Genomic DNA, 16,910 nt, shown 5'->3' with positions numbered 1-16,910 from the left:
GGCCGGCTACCCGGCCGAGGCGCCGACCGCCCGACCGTCAGGTCGCTCCAGCAGGGCACGGACGGCGCTCGCCTCGACCGAGCCGAGCGCGTCGAGGATGTCGAGCGCCTCCTGCCAGGCCCGGGAGGAGCCCTCCAGGTGGCCCACCGTGACCAGCGCTCGGGCGCGTACCAGGGGCGCCCCGATCACTCCTGCCCGGTGGGCCGCCTCCCCGGCGTACCGTGCCGCCTCCACGTGGTCGCCGCGCCGCCGCGCGATCTCGGCCAGCGCCGCCAAAGCGTCGATCTCGATGACAGTGGCGCCGGCCTGGCGGGCCAGTGTCACCGCCCGCTCCAGGGAGGCGCCGGCCAGCAGCGGTGTCCGCTCCGCGACGCCTGCGGCGAGACCGACCAGGGCCTCCGCCTCCGTTGCCGGCAGTCGCGCTGACCTGGCCCATTCGGCGGCGCGGGTGTGTGTGGCTGCCGCACGGGCGGGATCGCCTGTCAACTGGAGCAGCGACCCCTCGGCGATGTCGATCGACGCCTTGCAGAGGTGGTCGTCGGCCCGGTCGGCGAGGCTCCGGGCGGCGGCGAGCGCCGACTTGGCCTCCGCCACCTCGCCGCGCAGGGTGTGGATCTGGCCGATACCGGCCAGCGCATTCGCCTCGATCGACGCCATGTCGACCTCGCGGGCCGTCCGTACCGCCGCCCGGAGCTCGGCCAGGGCAGCCGGGTACTCGCCGCGATTGATGCGCAGGAGGCCGAGGTTGTTCAGGATGACCGCCTCGTTGGGCCGTGCGCCGTCCTCTCGGTGGATGGCGATGGCCGCTGTGAGTCGGTCGACAGCCAGCCGCAGGCGACCCGACATCGCGTAGATCGTGCCCAGGTTGCTCGACATCACAGCGATGCCGTAGCGGTGTTGGATCCGTTCGTTGGACCGCAGCGCGTGCTCGAAACACGCAGCCGCTGTCGTCAGTTGCCCGAGGTCGCCGAAGACCGCCCCGAGTGATCCGGCCGCCGCGGCCTGCCCCTGCACGTGCCCGGCCTTACGGAACAGCTGACCCGCCCGCCGCTGGTGGGCGATGGCGACCAGGTGGTTGCCGGTCAGGTGGTACACGTTGCCCAGACTCAGGTGCGCGGACGCCCGCAGCGCGAGGTGTGTCCTGCCGCCCGAGGCGTGCAGCGCGGCCTGGGCCACCAGCAGCCAGTTCAGTGAGTTGCGGGTGACCCAGAAGTAGGTGCGGAGCTGGTCGGCGAGCATGGCGGCGGCGGCCCTCGACGGGCCGTCGACGCTCGCCCTGATCAGCGCCACCATGTTCGACTCCTCGGCCTCGAGCCAGGCCAGTGCCGCGGCGCGGTCGGGGAAGCCGGCGGACGCCGCCGACAGACCCGCCGGAAGCTCGAGCCGGATCCGCCCCGGCGCCAGCAGGTCACCGGCCGCTTGCGCGCGGACGAGATACCACGCGAACAAGCGGGAGAGCACGCCGTACGCCTCCGGCCGGCCGGGTTGCCGCGCGCTGTGCTGGCCGGCGTAGAGCCGGAGCAGATCGTGCAGGACGACGCGGTCGTCGTCGCGCTCCAGCAGGTGGGCCGAGGCGAGCCGCGCCAGCGTGCGGTGGGCCGAGTCAGCGGTCGTCTGTGCGAGGTGGGCGACCGCGTCGACCGGCAGCGCCAGGCCGGGCACGGTGCCGAGGAGGCGGAACATGCGCTGGGCATCGCCCGAGAGTCGGGTGTAGGAGAGGTCGAACGCCGTCTGCACGGCGAAACTGGGATCGTCGTCGATCGCCAGGGCGGCGATGGTGCGTTGTCTCAGCTGCCGCACGTACGCCGACACCGCGAGGCCCGGTTCGTCGCGCAGGAGCGCAGCCGCGATGCGGATCGCGAGGGGGAGCCGGCCACAGACGTGGGCGAGCTCCTGGATCGCGTCGCGTTCGGCGGCTCGCGGGTCGTCGCCGAGCAGGACGGTGAGCAGTTCGATCGCGTCCGACTCCGGCAGAAGCCCGATGGTCAGGCGGTGTGCGTCCTCCTGCGCCACGAGCCCGGTCAGGCGGTCGCGGCTGGTGACCAGCACCAGGCTGTGCGCCGAGCCGGGCAGCAACGGCCGGACCTGCTCGGCGTCGAGGGCGTTGTCCAGCACGATCAGCAGGCGGCGGTCGGCGACGACGGTGCGGTACAGCGCAGCTGCCTCCGCCGGCTCGACCGGGACGCGGGCCGCCGAGACGCCCAGGCCGCGCAGTAGGGCACCGAGCGCCTCCGCCGACCGCAGGGGGCGACCGGCGGAGTAGCCCCGAAGGTTGAGGAAGAGCTGCCCGTCCGGAAAGCGTCCCCGGACACTGTGTGCCCATCGGACGGCGGTCGCCGTCTTACCGACCCCCGCCGTGCCGACGACCGCCGACAACACCAGAACCTGTGGCCCCGCCGCACTGGCGAACAACTCGTCGAGCTGACGCGACTCGGCGCCACGGCCGACGAAGTGACCTGGTGGCAGCGGAAGCTGTGCCGGCCCGCTGGTCGGGGTCGTCAACCCGGCGCCCTCGGGCGCCGGGGTGTGTAGCAGGGCGCGGTACGTCGCCTGGATCTGCTCGCCGGGAGCGACACCGAGGTCGGCGGCGAGCCGGTCGGCGAGTGCGGTGTACGCCGCGATGGCCTCGTTGCGCCGACCCAACCCGCCCAGGGCCGACATCAGCAACTCGACCGGGCGCTCCCGGGTCGGATCCTCGCTGATCAGCTCGTGGAGCGCGGCCAGCATCTCCCGGTGTTGCCCGGCCACGAGACGCGCGTCGAGCAACGCCTCCCGCGCGTTCAGCCGTGCCTCGTCCAGATCGGGGAAGAGCCGGGCGCGCTGGACGTCGTCGAAGACATCAGCCAGGGCGGCGCCGCGCCACAGGCCGAGGGCGGTGCTGAGCAGCGCGATGCGCCGGCCCGGGTCGGTGACACCTCTGCTCTCGGTGACCAGGGCGATGAAGCGGTGCACGTCGACGTGCTCCGCCGCGATCTCCAACGCGTAGCTGTTGGGCCGGGCGAGCAGTGCGGGCTCCACCGATCGGCCCAGTTCCAACGTGGACCGCAGGTGCGAGACCATGGCCTGCAACCCGGCCCGCGCCTGTGCCGGTGGCTGGCTCTCCCACAGCAGGTCGATGAGTCGCTCGGCGGAGTGGAACTGGCCCGGTCGCATCGCGAGGATGGCGAGCAGCCGTCGCTCCTGGCGACGACGGATGGGCACGACGCGCCCGTCGAGGAGAGCCTCGACCGGGCCGAGCAAGCGCACCTGCACGGCCGCAGGCTAACAAGGCGCACCGACACGTCGGAGCAATGAACGTCTATCTGGGACACCTGGTTGCCCATCCATTGGCGCACATCTATAGTTGCGCGGATCACAACAATCATGGCCGTGGTGATGCGGCCGGGTCGTCGAAGCGCTTCGACGATTCGTCGTTCAGGCCCGTCAGCCGGGTGTCGAGCCTGGTCACGCCGGCCTCGGCGCCCCGCTGGGCGTCTGTCGTACGACATGAGGAGAACCGCATGCGGAAGTGGCGCCTTCGGCGCGGAATCACCGCGCTCGCGCTTGCCCTGCTAGCCCTACCGGCCGTTCCCGGCACCGCACTCGCCGAACCCACCTACCCGTTCCGAGATCCCCACCTGCCCGTGAACGCCCGGATCGACGACCTGCTCGGCCGGCTCACCCAGGACGAGAAGATCTCCTGGCTGCACCAGTACCAGCCGGCCATTCCCCGGCTGGGCATCGGCCTGTTCAAGACCGGCACCGAGGCGCTGCACGGGGTGGCCTGGTCCACCGACATCGACAACAACGGCGCGGTGGTCAAGGCTCGCGGCACCACCTTCCCGCAGCCGGTGGGCATGGCGAGCACCTGGAACACCGACCTGATCCGGCAGGTCGGTTCGGCAGTCGGCGACGAGGCGCGCGGCTACCACGCGCAGAACCCACGGGTGTGGGGGCTCAACCTCTGGGCGCCGGTGGTGAACCTGCTACGCGACCCCCGGTGGGGCCGCAACGAGGAGGGCTACTCCGAGGACCCGCTGCTCACCGCCGAGATCTCCACCGCGTACGGGTCGGGAATGACCGGCGGTGACCCGAACCACCTGAAGAGCGCACCGACCCTCAAGCACTACCTGGCCTACAACAACGAGGTCCGACGCGACGTGACCTCCTCGAACGTGCCACCTCGGGTGCTCAACGAGTACGACCGTGCCGCCTTCGAACCGGCCATCGCCGCCGACGCGGCGACCGGGATGATGGCCGCGTACAACCTGGTCAACGGCCGTCCGGCCACCGTCGACCCGGACCTGGCCACGGTAGTACGCGACTGGACCGACCAGCCGCTGATGAACGTCACCGACGCCTGGGCGCCGAACAACCTCGTCGGCTCGCAGGGGTACTACCCGACCCAGGCCGAGGGGAACGCCGCGATCATCAAGGCCGGCCTCAACAGCTTCATCACCGACGACACCAACGCGCAGCCCACCATCACCGCCATCAAGCAGGCCCTCGCCTTCGGCCTGCTCAGCGAGGCGGACATCGACGCCCGGATCCGCGAGATCCTGAGCGTCTGATTCCGGTTGGGTGAGTTCGACCCGGGCGGCGGCCGGTACGGCGGCATCACCCCGGACGTCATCAACAGCCCCGAACACCAGCGACTGGCCCGGCAGGCCGCCGGCGAGGCGATGGTGCTGCTGAAGAACGAACGGCAGGCGCTGCCGTTGGACCCGGCCCGGACCCGCAAGGTGGCGGTGCTCGGCCCGCTGGCCGACACCCTCTACTCGGACTGGTACGGCGGCGACCTGCCGTACCAGGTGACGGCGCTCGGCGGCATCCGCGAACGGCTGGGCAGCTCGGCCAGTGTGAGCGGGCTCGACGGGGCGGACCGGATCGCCCTGAAGGACGTGTCGACCGGCCGGTACGTCTCGGCCACCGGCACCACCGACGCCGACCCGGTCCTCGGGACCGGCGCCACCCCGGCGCTCGTCGCCCAGTTCGACATGGTCGACTGGGGGCAGGATGTGGTGACGCTGCGCAACGCCGCCAACGGCCGCTACCTCGGCTACAACTGGGGGCCGTTCCTCACCCGCGACGAACAGCCGAACGGCTGGTACGTCCAGCAGCAGCTCAAGCTGGAGCCACAGGCCGACGGGACAGTGGTGCTGCGCTACGTCGGCTACGAGACCACTGAGAGCTGGTTCGGCGCCGACACGTACGTGACCATCGGTGACGACGGCGCCCTCAAGCTCGGCGCATCGACCCCGGCCGCCGCTACCCACTTCAGCCGCGAGCTGATCAGCAGCGGAATCGACAGGGCCGTGGCGGCGGCCAAGGCGGCCGACACCGCCGTGCTGGTGGTCGGCAGCAACCCGTTCATCAACGGCCGCGAGGCGCACGACCGGACCTCCACCGCGCTGAGCGCCGGCCAGGAGGCCCTGGTCAAGGCAGTGGCCAGGGCCAACCCGCGGACCGTGCTCGTGCTCCAGACCAGCTACCCGGTCACCATCCGATGGGAGCAGGAGCACGTACCGGCGATCGTCTGGACCACCCACGCGGGCGCGGAGACCGGTCACGCCGTCGCCGACGTCCTCTTCGGCGACCGCAACCCGTCCGGCCGGCTCACCCAGACCTGGTACCGCTCGGACTCCCAACTGCCACCGGACCTGTTGGAGTACGACATCATCTCGTCCGGGCAGACCTACCTGTACAGCCGCGCGAAGCCGCTCTACCCGTTCGGCCACGGACTGTCGTACACCCGCTTCCGGTACGGCCAGCTGCGCGCCGGGGCGCAGTCGGTAGCGGCCGACGGCACCATCACGGCCAGCGTGGACGTGACGAACGTCGGCAGCCGGACCGGGACCGAGGTCGTCCAGCTCTACACCCACCAGCGCACCTCGCGCGACACCACCCCGATCCGCCAGCTCAAGGCGTTCCAGCAGGTGAAACTCGCGCCCGGGCAGACCCGTACGGTGACCCTGCGCCTGCCCGCCGCCGACCTGGCGCACTGGGACGTCACCCGCAGCAGGTGGGTGGTCGAGTCGTCAGTCCACGACCTGCTGGTCGGGGCGTCCGTCGAGGACATCCGGGCCCGCGCCGCGGTCCGGGTCAGTGGTGAGACCATCCCGGCCCGCGACCTGTCCCGGACCACCAGGGCGGAGAACTTCGACAGGTACGCGGGCGTCCGGCTCGTCGACGAGACGAAGCCCAGCGGTACGGCGGTCGGTGCCACCGCCGCCGGTCAGTGGATCTCCTTCGACGGTTCCGCGCTGCGGGCCGGCGCGCGCAGCTTCACCGCGACTGTCGCCAAGGCCGGTGCGGGTGCCGGCACGATCCAGATCCGGATGGGGTCGCCCACCGGCCGGCTGCTCGGCACTGCCACAGTGCCCAGCACCGGCGACGACTACCGGTACGTCAGCACCAGCACCGAGTTGGCCCGGGCCGTCGGCACCCACGACGTGTACCTGGTGTTCGACTCCACGCTGCGGCTGGCGGAATTCTCCGTCAGGTGACCGGAGCCCGGGCCGGGTCGATCGTCGACCCGGCCCGGGCCCATCGGCTGGTCAGCTCGCCGTGCAGGTCAGCGTCGGTGTGCTGGGCGTGCCGGTGGACGATCCGAGGAACCCGAACGCGGTGCTGGCACCGGCGCCGAGTGCCCCGTTGTAGGCGACGTTGCGGGCGGTGACCGTCGAGCCCTGGCTCGTGACTGTCGCGTTCCAGGCCTGGGCGACGCTCTGGCCACCGGCGAAGGCCCACGTCACGGTCCAGTTGCTGATCGCCGAGGTTCCCGCGGTGACCCGTACCTCGCCCTGGAAGCCGCCGGTCCACTGGCTGGTCACCGCGTACGTCGCGGTGCAGCCGGCCGACGGCGGCGGGGTGGTGGGCGGTGGCGTGGTGGGCGGTGGCGTGGTGGGGGGTGGGGTGGTGACGGAACCACCCCAGCCGGCGGTGGAGTCCAGCCAGGCGGCGCGTCGCAGCATCCAGTCGCGCATGACCTGGACCTGCCCCTGCCAGGTGGGCGAGGTCGGGGTGCGGAAGAAGCTGACCGTCGGTGCCGTCAGGTTGGGCCAGCGTTGGAAGTTGCGCTGGGCCGCGTTGGTCAGCGGGGCCGCGAGAGCGTTGACCCGGGTCTGGAGCGCGGCGTCGGAGAGCAGGCCCCGTCGCAGCGTCTGCCAGCGCGACCGGGCCTGGTTGACGAACGCGGGGTCGCGCAGCAACTGGGCGAACCAGTCGTTTGCCGACGGCTGCCGGGTCTGCTGGTGCTGCCAGCCCGACACCTGGTCGTTGGCGAAGAATCCACCGACGCCGAAGCTGAGGTCGAAGTCCCACAGCGGCCCCGCGAAGATCTTGCTGTCCCGGTCCTTGTAGAAGTGTGAGCTGCGGACGTAGGCGTCCATCTCCCGGCTCAGCTCGTTCACGATCAGGAGGTTGATGAAGGAGTCGACGTCGATGTACTTGCGATACCCGGTGGTCGGGTCGGCGAAGGTCGACGAGTGCAGCACATCGTTGAACTCCTGGAGGTGACCGCGCAGCCAGTCCCGTTGCTGCGGTTGCAGGGGCGACGGGTCGGCGACCTCAAGGTAGTTCCAGCAGGTGGCCGCCGGCCCGGTGCACGGCAACGTCGGCCCCTCGGCCGCCATCCACTCGAACTTCCAGATGTACCCGCCCTGGATCTTCGGCAGTGTCACGTCGTCGGAGTCCAACTGCTTGAGGTCGAGGCGGTCCTTGGAGTTCTTGATCGTCTCCATGAACATGTAGACGCCCATGTAGTCGTTGGCACCCACCGGTGCGGCGTCCGTGTTGAGGTAGAACTCGGCGAACGCGTAGCGCGGGGCGGGCAGCCCCATCTCGCGCCCCAGGTCGTAGACGAGCGCCTCACGGATCAGCGCCTTGTCGGGGAACGGGCCGCGCAACACCCAGTCGGAGTCGGCGGGCATGCCCAGCACCGGGTGGTCGGCGTCGTCGTTCTCGTTGTCCCAGAACTCGACGCGGAACGGCGTCTTCTCGAACGTCGCCGACGAGTTGCCGCGCAACCTGAATCCTGCCCGGGTGCTGAGCGTCGGGGCGGCCCCCAACGATGTGGTGCCGCCGCCCGTCGGTTCGAAGATCATGGTGGTGGCGTCGATGTACTCGCGGTCGGGCCGGCCCGCACCGTACGAGTCGATCAGCACCACCGGCAGGTCGTGGGCGGTGGTGACGTTCTGAGCGGCGTACATGGCGGTCCCGGGCGCGCCCGTCGGTGTCTGGCCGAGGAACGCCTGTGCCCGCAACTGGGTGGTGCGGGTGAAGCGCAGCGCCGAGCCCGAATAGAGCGACGACTGGGCGGTGGGCGGCTGCCCGTTTGTGGTGTAGCGGATCTGGGCGCCGCTGATCGTACTGCTCAGCGTCACCGCCACCTCGCCCTGGAAGGTGCCGCTGGGCACCGAGAAGGTGATGTCGCCGACCAGGTCGTCTGCCGCGGCCGGTGCGGCGGCGGCATCGGCGGCCGGGGCGCCGGCGAGGAATTCGGTGACCGGTTGGGCGGCCTGGGCAGCAGCGACGGGTTCGGCGCCGGCCGGTGGCGAAGACACCACGAGGAGGCCTGCGACGAACACGGCGGTGGCGGCGATCCCGGCGGCACGAAGGGCCGCCACCGGAAGACCGATGTTGCGGGTGGTCATGCGCACGATGCCTCCTGTTCTGATCGGGTGGGGACTGTCAACTCCAGGACCGCCGAGGACGGGTCGGCGCGGAAATGGCGGCGTAGCGTCCGTCGCCACGGCACGTCGGGAAGGTCCAGGCGGAGAGCAGCGAGACCGGTGGCGTACTTCGAGATGCGTACGGGCCGGGTCCCGCGCTGCCACAGCACGCGGTCGACCAGCGAAGGGGCCGAGCTGGTCTTGGTCTCGACCACGGCGATGCCGGGCAGTCGCAGGGTTTGGTCGCCGTCCTGCCAGGTGAGATCGGTGTCGATGGTGACCCGGCTCGCGGTTGCGGGCAGCAGCAGAGTGGAGCGACGGTAGCTGGTGACCAGCACCGGCTCGAGCGGGCTGCCGGTGAGATTGGACAGGATCGACTCCCGGTCCAGAACCTCGTCGACGAACCCGCGCCCGGACCGGACGGTGCGGCGGTCGTCGGCGAGATACGGCAGTCGGTGTTTGGTGACCCGTCCGCGTGCTCCGCTGATCTTCACTTCCAGCCAGCACTGGGCCGAGTCGAGGTAGGTCCGGGTCCGTACCTTGAAGCGTCTGCGCCGCCGGTACGCGGCGCAGTGGTAGCTGGCCAGGCAGGGCGTGTCGAAGTACACCGACTCGTACCGGAAGCTGCGCTCACCATCGATGTCCAGCACCCGGGCGTACGGGGTGAGCTGGTCCAGCAGGTGCGGCAACTCGTCCACCGTGATGATGTACTTGCGGTCCACCCTGCACTGGAGCGCCGCCCGGTCGATCATCTCGGCGAGTGCGATCGACGCCAGCGTCGCCAGCGGTGGCGCGCTCATCGGAGCGCCCCGGCCCGTAGCGACTTGCTGGTGCCGGCCGCCGCGCTGCGCCGGGCGACCGAGTAGCGGACGTCGACCACCGTGGTCTCGTTGACCATGTCGAGCCGCTGGACGATGGCGTTGTGCACACGGGCGTTGAGCAGTTGCTCCAGCTGGGCTACGAGAGCGACGTGATCGGTGACGGCGGAGTCGAGCACCATGATCTGGTGCCGGTAGTGCCGGAGCAGCCGTCGGTGATCGCCGACGAACATCACCGCGACGATGAGTGCCATCAGGCCTCCGCTGAGCCAGACCGAGGTGGTGCTGAGCGCGCCGAGAATGCCCAGTGCGAGAGCGGAGAAGTAGTACGCGACCTCGTGCTGGTCGAGCTCCGTCGACCGGAGTCGGATGATGGAGAGCACTCCGAACAGCGCCAGCCCCAGCCCGAGCCCGGCACCGACGTCGCTGGCGCTCAGCGCGCTCGCCACCGCGAGGACGCCGACGTTGACGCCCAGGTAGGCGACGACCAGGTCGCGCCGGCGGTGCCGGGGGAAGTAGAGCCCGAAGACGAGCAGCGCCACCGCGCAGATGTCGATCGCGAACAGGACGAGCTGCGACATCGCTGAGGATCCTCCTGGTTCACGCCGGAGTGGGCCGACGCCAGGCCGCCGTCGCTGCGTGGCGACCCGCGGAAGGTGGCCGGACCTCCGGGCTACTTTTCGGTAAACTTTCGGTATTTCGTTGGTGACTGTAAGCAGAACATCAATGGAAGTCAATGTGTGATCCGTGTGTACATGCAGGTCTCGGGGCCGGCTGGCGAGGGTGTGGGGCACCTGACGTGGGCATGACCGGGACGCCCCCTCGGCTCGTGTATCCGCCGAAACTTTCGGAGTCTTTCGGGCCTCGAATCGTCTCGACTGGCCGGGTCCTGGTCGTCGGTTGATCGTCCGTCCCGCCCCGAGGGTCGCTGAGCCTTCTCGTGACCCGCCTGGATGGGTGGGCTCAGCAACTGCGGCGCCTATGGAGCTGATGCCGCAAACGAATCAGGCAAGGTGGCCGGCTGTCGGTGATGTCGTAGGCGATTCAGCTCCAAAGGAAGGTCGGACCACCGGGGCTCCCTGGCCCGGCGCCCCCTGGCCCGGCGCCCCCTGGCCCGGCGCCCCCTGGCCCGGCGCCCCCTGGCCCGGCGCCCCCTGGCCCGGCGCCCCCTGGCCCGGCGCCCCCTGGCCCGGCGCCCCCTGGCCCGGCGCCCCCTGGCCCGGCGCCCCCTGGCCCGGCGCCCCCTGGCCCGGCGCCCCCTGGCCCGGCGCCCCCTGGCCCGGCGCCCCCTGGCCCGGCGCCCCCTGGCCCGGCGCCCCCTGGCCCGGCGCCCCCTGGCCCGGCGCCCCCTGGCCCGGCGCCCCCTGGCCCGGCGCCCCCTGGCCCGGCGCCCCCTGGCCCGGCGCCCCCTGGCCCGGCGCCCCCTGGCCCGGCGCCCCCTGGCCCGGCGCCCCCTGGGGCGCGTCGTCGCTGCGGATTCGTCGGACGTCGTAAGCAGGGGTGCGTGGCCGGCATGGTTGATCTGCCCGATCCGAGGGCATTTCGGCATAGACGCCCTCCAATTGCCAGTTGCATTGGTCAGACGTGTGACCTACGCTCCCAGTAAGAATTTCGGGGCGGTTAACAAAGAGTGCGGTCGGGGCGACGGAAGTCCCCACCGGCCCTTAGTGGCGTCGCTGTTCCGTACTCGTCGCTCGATACGCACTTTGGGCACCACATCGACGACCAGTGAGAGGAACAGACGTGAAGTCAGCCATATTCACCGCTCGAATGTCAGTGCTGGCGGTGGCGGCGCTTGTCGCCGCCACGCTGCCGGCAGTGCTGACAAACCAACTACCGGCCTCGGCCGCAGTCCAGGCGACCTACTATGTCGCCCCGGACGGGAACGACGCCAACCCGGGGACGATTCAATCGCCGTTCAAGACGGTTGAACGCGCGCGGGACGTGGTGCGCACGATAAATTCGACAATGAGCGGTGACATCAACGTGTATCTCCGCGGCGGGAGATACCCGGTCACCAGCACCGTCGAGTTCGGTGCCAGCGACTCCGGAAACAACGGGTTCCGGGTCGCCTACGCCGCCTATCCCGGCGAGACGCCGGTCCTCGACGGCGGCGTCCCGGTGACCGGATGGTCCCAGCACAGCGGCAACATCTGGAAGGCGCCACTGGACCGCGCCAACAAGCTGCGGGCGCTCTACGTCAATGACAAGCGTGCTTTCATGGCGTCGAAGACGATCAGCTCGGCGGGCTGCTACGGGACGTACAACATCACTGCCAACCAGGCCGCGTGGGCTTGGGAGTCGGGGTCGCAGTGTGACGGCGCAAAATACAGCCTGAACGATTTCCCTGCCGTCGCCCGCAACCAGGACGACATCGAGATCGAGACCGGAACGACCTGGACCACTGCCATCGTGGGCGTCCGCCAGGTGACCACGAGTTCCGACGGCGCCAACCGGGTGGCCCTCTTCCAGCAACCCGGTGCGGCCATCGCCCAGGGTTCGTTCAACGGCAACGCCCAGGTGGGTGGCACGCACAAGCTCATGAACGCCTACGAGTTCCTGGACGCCCCCGGTGAGTTCTACTTCGACAAGGGCAGCCGGACGCTCTACTACTACAAGGCCAGCGCCGAGAACATGTCGACAGCGACGGTCTACGCGCCGAACAACGTCTCCACGGTGCTGCGGGTCGCCGGCACCTCGACCAGCAGCCACGCGCGCAACATCACGTTCTCCGGCCTGACGGTGCAGCACTCCGACTGGAACCTGGTCAACGTCGCAGGCTCGGTCCTCAAGCAGGCGCAGCAGGGCAATCTGAGCGCGAACGTGTACGCCAAGGGCAACTTCCACGTCTACCACTACCGCAACGTCGACGTGGTTCCCGGCATCGTCCAGGTGCAGAACGCCGACGGGATCCTCCTGCAACGCAACCGGATCCAACACACCGGTGCCGACGGGATCAGCATGGTCAACGACGTGCAGGGCACACAGTTGATCGGCAACCACACCAACGACATCGCCGGGTCCGCGATCCTCGTGGGTCATCCGCAGCACGTCTACATCGGGGACGGCACGTCGACCAACCGCGAGAAGTACTCCGCGTCGGTCGAGGGGCTACCGAAGAACATCGACATCAAGAACAACTATCTCTACGACAGCGCGGTCCTTTTCAACGGGCACAGCCCCATCTCCGCGTACTTCGTCGACACCCTCACCATCCAGCGCAACCGGATCGAGAAGACCCCGTGGTCGGGCATCACGCTCGGCTGGGGCTGGTGGAACTTCGACGGATCGTCGGGCTCGATCGTGCCGAACCGACCGACCACCACGGCGAGAAACAACACCATCAGCTACAACCACATCATCGACACGGTGCAGCGCCTCAGCGACACGGCTCCCATCTACACGCTCGGGAGCCAGCCCGGGACCACTATTACCAACAACTACCTCCAGGGCGTTCCCTCGGGCCACAAGTACGGACTGCACCCGGACGAGGGATCGGCGTTCATCACGTTCCGCGACAACGTCCTGAGTATCGACAAGAACGTCACCTGGATGATCAACTCGGACGACTTCGGGCGGAAGCACGATCTGAGCATCACGCAGATCTACGGCCCGATCAACAAGGTCTCGAACAAGAATCTGCCGAACAGCACGGTCGCCGACATCCTCGTCTCCTCCGACTACGTCTGGCCGGCGGCGGCGTACGGCATCGCCGCGAATTCCGGCCTTGAGGACGCGTACCGGGACATCATTCCGGCGAGCAATTTCTCCGCGCCGAACTATGTGCTGCCGGCCAGCACCTTCGTCACCAGTGCCACCGCGTCGATCCCGATCCGGAGCATCGGCGACGCCACCAAGTCGGTCTGGTTGGCTCCGTCCGGCACTACCACCTTCACCGCCGGGGCGACGATGACCAGGGCCGCCGGCACCGCCACGTCCATCGCCGTGCCTGCCACCCAGGGCGAGTACCGGCTCTACGTCGTCGACGCACAGGGCAACCGGTCGGCCGAGTCGACGTCGATCGTCCGGCAGCAGCAGGGCGGTGGCAGCGGTACGGGGAGCGGGCAACTCGTGGGTGGCCAGTCCGGCCGCTGTGTCGAGGTGCCCAACTCCTCGACCACCAACGGCACCCAGACCCAACTCTGGGACTGCTCCACGGCCACCAACCAGCGGTGGACCCACACCGCCGGCAAGCAGTTGACCGTGTACGGCAACAAGTGCCTGGACGCCTCCGGGGCGGGCACCGCCAACGGCACCGCGGTCATCATCTGGGACTGCCACGGCGGGCTCAACCAGCAGTGGAACGTCAACAGCAACGGCAGCGTGACGAACGCCCAGTCGGGGCTCTGCCTCGACGCCAACGGCGCCGCCACGGCCAACGGCACCAAGCTCATCCTCTGGTCCTGCAACGGCGGCACGAACCAGCGGTGGACGCTGCGTAGCTGACCGACCGGACCCCGGGGCCAGGCCGACACGGGCCTGGCCCCGGCTATTTCTGGTAGCCGTAGTTGTCGCAGGTCCGGCGTCCCTGCACGCAGTTCCTGGTGCGCTTGTTCATGGTGTCGACGTCCCACATCACGAACGCGTCGCCGTGCATGGACGAGGCGCTCTTGCCCTCCTTGTCGGAGGACAGGTAGTAGCCGTCCGGGGTGCCCTTGGCCGGGTACCGGATGTCGAAGGTGATCGCCGGGATCCGGACCGGGTGGCTGGTCGGGCAGGAGTTGCCGCTGCCGTACGCCACATGGTCCTTGTGGTTGGGGCTGTCCAGGTGCTTGCCGTCCCAGCAGTCGGGGAACTGCATCATGAAGTGCAGCGTCGCGTCGCCCCCGCAGATGGGCCAGTTGCCGTTGGTGCTGCGGGCGATGCCGTCGAGGTCACCGGGGCCGTAGAAGGCGCAGTAGAACTGGCCGGTCGCGCCGCGCGGGGTCGGCTTCTTCTTCTTGGCGTCGCCGGAGATCATGCGCAGGCCGTTGGGCATCGGCATCTGGCCTGTCGAGTTCTTGGCGAGCGAGCGGTAGTAGACCCGGAACCCGGTGGTCTCGACAGGCTTTCCCGTCGCGTTGTCGTAGAGCGTGGGCACCCAGTAGGCGGAGTGGTCCTGGACGGGCTTGCAGGAGGTGGCAGTGAACTTCGTCAGGTCGCCGGCGGCGGTGTTCGCGTCGACGGCCTTGTTGCCGACGAACGAGTGCATGTGTGACGCGCCCGGTAGGCCGGGGGCGACGATCGGGTCGTCCGGTAGCCGGTGGCTGTACTGGCAGTCCGCCCGGAACTCCGGGAGGTTGCCCACCCCGGACGGGACGGGGTCGATCGTCAACGCCCGGTACGCGTCGGCCTGCGCCTTCCAGGTCGCCCGGTCGACCGGAATCCAGCCGGTTGCCGGGGCCTTCGGCGCGGCAGCGGTCGACGGTGTCGCGCCGGTCGACGGGGTCGTGGCGGCCGACGGCGTCGCGGAGGTCGACACCGCCACGCCGGGCGACACCGGCTGCCCGGCCGGTGGTGACGGGTATTCGAGGGCGTTGGCCGCGTTCGACTTCTCGGGCTGCGCCCTGCCGTTGCCCAGGTACACGCCTCCCGCCGCGAGGACGAGTACGGCCGCCGCGCCGACTGCCACGCCAAGCCTGTTGCGGCCGAGCCAGCCCGGAACGCGATGACGGGGCGGCGGCGGGCTTTCGTACGACACGGGTCACTCCCCACGAGTGGACGCCAGGATGACCCGACCGGCCACGGCGGCCGAATGGTAGGCGCTCGGGGCCCGCGCTCGGAAGGTCTTTAAACCTTCCTTAAAGTACGCGGGCCGTGTCCGGCAAATGTCGGCTCCGGAGGTGCTGCCGGACAGTGCACGGGTAATGCTGGGCGATGACATCAACCTGGAAGCCCCACGAGAAGCACGGCGGCCTGTCGGACAAGGACAAGCGCGAGCTGCCGGAGACCGTCTTCGCGTTCCCCGGCAAACGCAAGGAACCGATGACCGATGCGAGCCACGTCCGCAATGCCATCGCCCGGTTCGATCAGGTGCAGGGCGTCACCGACAAGGACCGCGACCTGGCCTTCCAGAACATCCTCGCCGCCGCCAAGCACTACGGTGTCGACGTCGCCGAGACGAACTGGCGCCAACTCGGCAAACTCCCGCACACGCCGAACCCCGCCCACTGACGGGACACCCGCGCGATTCGGCTCGCTCGCCGGATAGGTTCGCCTCCGCCGGGTAAGCGGCGCGGTGCCCGCCACGCAGGAGCCGGCAGCTGACAACGACCCGCCCCCGCACGGGGTGTCCCGGGTCGACCGAACCTGGGCCGGCTTGCGCGAGCGGATGCGGCACGGGTTGCGCACCCGCGCCTGGCGATTCCGCCTCTACGGGCTGCTCGCCGTGCAGGCCGGCGTCGCGGCGACGATCGCCTGGTTCGTGGGTTACCAGTTCCTGGACAATCCCGCCCCGGTGCTCGCGCCCACCACAGCGGTCGGCATCGTGGCCGCCGCGATGGGCTCACGCCTACGGCGCACCATCGAACTGCTGGTCGGAGTCGTCCTCGGGCTCGCCGTCGGTGACGCGCTCATGCCGCTGTTCGGCATCGGGCCCTGGCAGACCGGCGTGGTCGTCGTACTGGCGATCATCGTCGCCATCCTCCTCAAGGGCGGTGGCTCCCTGCTCACCCAGGCCGGTGGCACAGCGGTGCTCATCGCCACCCTGGAACCGCCAGTGCGTGATTTGTCCGTTCCTCGCTTCGTCGATGCCGCGGTCGGCGGACTGGTCGGGTTGGCGGTCGGTCTGCTGGTGGTGCCCATCCACCCGCAGCGGACCGTGCGGCGTCTGGCCGAACCCGTCCTCGACCCGGCCATCACCGCCCTGCACGACCTGGCCGGGGCGTTGCGCCTTCGGGATCTTGACGGCGCACAGCGGAGCCTGGATGCGTTACGCGGCCTCGGCTCCCGGCTGACCGCGCTGGACGATGGGCTCGGCGCCGCACAGGAGGTGGTACGACTGGCGCCACTGCGCTGGCGGGAACGCCCATCCCTGGCCTTCTACACCGATGCCGTCAGACATATGGAACGCACCCTGTACAGCTTGCGCGCGATCGCGAGGAGGCTCACCAGGGCCCTGCGGGACGGCGAACCGGTGCCGGAGGAGTTGCCCGCGGCCATCGACCTGCTGGCCGACAGCGTGCAGACGCTGCGCTGCGCGATCCGCGCGCGGGCCGAGCCGCAACGGGCGCGCCAGCAGATCCTGGCCGCCGTCGAGTTGGTCGGAAAGGCGCAGGGACCCCCCGCGTCGGATCCCACCCGCCCGCACACCCACCGGCTGGGCTACTCGGGCATGATCGCCGCGGGTGACTTCCGCACGTCGGCACACGACCTGCTCATGGCCAGCGGGCTGGAGGCCGACGAAGCGGCAGCGTTGGTGCGGCGGACGGCGGACCGCGACGAGTGGGACTGAACCGCCCCG

Annotated in this window: 10 protein-coding genes and 1 pseudogene; 6 read left to right on the top strand and 5 right to left on the bottom strand. The window is 69.9% G+C overall.

Annotated elements, in window-relative coordinates:
* Positions 1-6 precede the first annotated feature (6 nt).
* Positions 7-3,252, bottom strand: coding sequence for an AfsR/SARP family transcriptional regulator (locus tag OG598_RS20860; protein WP_328650689.1), 3,246 nt, complete (start codon positions 3,250-3,252; stop codon positions 7-9).
* Positions 3,253-3,500: 248 nt separating this feature from the next.
* Between OG598_RS20860 and OG598_RS20855 the strand changes: the two genes are divergently transcribed.
* Positions 3,501-4,550: a glycoside hydrolase family 3 protein gene (locus OG598_RS20855; RefSeq protein WP_328650688.1), complete on the top strand. Its 1,050-nt coding sequence runs from the start codon at positions 3,501-3,503 to the stop codon at positions 4,548-4,550.
* A gap of 6 nt (positions 4,551-4,556) precedes the next feature.
* Positions 4,557-6,485 carry a glycoside hydrolase family 3 protein gene (locus OG598_RS20850; protein WP_328650687.1) on the top strand — a complete coding sequence of 643 codons (1,929 nt, stop codon included), beginning with the start codon at positions 4,557-4,559 and terminating at the stop codon, positions 6,483-6,485.
* 51 nt (positions 6,486-6,536) lie between these two features.
* On the opposite strand, the gene OG598_RS20845 is transcribed toward OG598_RS20850, so the two are convergent.
* Genes OG598_RS20845 through OG598_RS20830 form a run of 3 tightly spaced genes read right to left on the bottom strand, consistent with a single transcriptional unit; the run spans position 6,537 to position 10,050 of the window.
* Positions 6,537-8,633 carry a CotH kinase family protein gene (locus OG598_RS20845; RefSeq protein ID WP_442931524.1) on the bottom strand — a complete coding sequence of 699 codons (2,097 nt, stop codon included), beginning with the start codon at positions 8,631-8,633 and terminating at the stop codon, positions 6,537-6,539.
* Complete coding sequence (locus OG598_RS20835) at positions 8,630-9,451, bottom strand: polyphosphate polymerase domain-containing protein (RefSeq protein WP_328650686.1); 822 nt, start codon at positions 9,449-9,451, stop codon at positions 8,630-8,632. The genes OG598_RS20845 and OG598_RS20835 overlap by 4 nt, the downstream gene beginning before the upstream one ends.
* Positions 9,448-10,050: a DUF4956 domain-containing protein gene (locus tag OG598_RS20830; protein WP_328650685.1), complete on the bottom strand. Its 603-nt coding sequence runs from the start codon at positions 10,048-10,050 to the stop codon at positions 9,448-9,450. Before OG598_RS20830 ends, OG598_RS20835 begins: the two co-directional genes overlap by 4 nt.
* Before the next feature lie 498 nt (positions 10,051-10,548).
* Between OG598_RS20830 and OG598_RS33565 the strand changes: the two are divergent.
* Both OG598_RS33565 and OG598_RS20825 read left to right on the top strand, forming a co-directional pair.
* Positions 10,549-10,914 (top strand): annotated as a pseudogene (locus tag OG598_RS33565) (histone H1-like repetitive region-containing protein); the annotation flags it as partial.
* Positions 10,915-11,239: 325 nt separating this feature from the next.
* On the top strand, positions 11,240-13,915 hold the full coding sequence (locus OG598_RS20825; protein WP_442931523.1) for a ricin-type beta-trefoil lectin domain protein: 2,676 nt from the start codon (positions 11,240-11,242) through the stop codon (positions 13,913-13,915).
* A 43-nt stretch (positions 13,916-13,958) separates the two neighbouring features.
* Here the strand turns inward: OG598_RS20825 and OG598_RS20820 are convergent, their stop codons facing one another.
* Positions 13,959-15,149: a DUF1996 domain-containing protein gene (locus OG598_RS20820; RefSeq protein ID WP_328650683.1), complete on the bottom strand. Its 1,191-nt coding sequence runs from the start codon at positions 15,147-15,149 to the stop codon at positions 13,959-13,961.
* Between the two features lie 176 nt (positions 15,150-15,325).
* Between OG598_RS20820 and OG598_RS20815 the strand changes: the two genes are divergently transcribed.
* Both OG598_RS20815 and OG598_RS20810 read left to right on the top strand, forming a co-directional pair.
* Positions 15,326-15,622 (top strand): DUF6582 domain-containing protein, encoded by a 297-nt coding sequence (locus OG598_RS20815; RefSeq protein WP_196921397.1) that lies wholly within the window; start codon positions 15,326-15,328, stop codon positions 15,620-15,622.
* A 64-nt stretch (positions 15,623-15,686) separates the two neighbouring features.
* A complete protein-coding gene (locus OG598_RS20810; protein WP_328650682.1) occupies positions 15,687-16,901 on the top strand; it encodes an FUSC family protein in 1,215 nt (404 codons plus the stop codon).
* The last annotated feature ends 9 nt before the right edge of the window (positions 16,902-16,910 follow it).

This window comes from Micromonospora sp. NBC_00330 (assembly GCF_036136635.1).
Taxonomy (GTDB): Bacteria; Actinomycetota; Actinomycetes; order Mycobacteriales; family Micromonosporaceae; genus Micromonospora; species Micromonospora salmantinae.
This window is presented reverse-complemented; position numbering and strand designations above follow the sequence as displayed.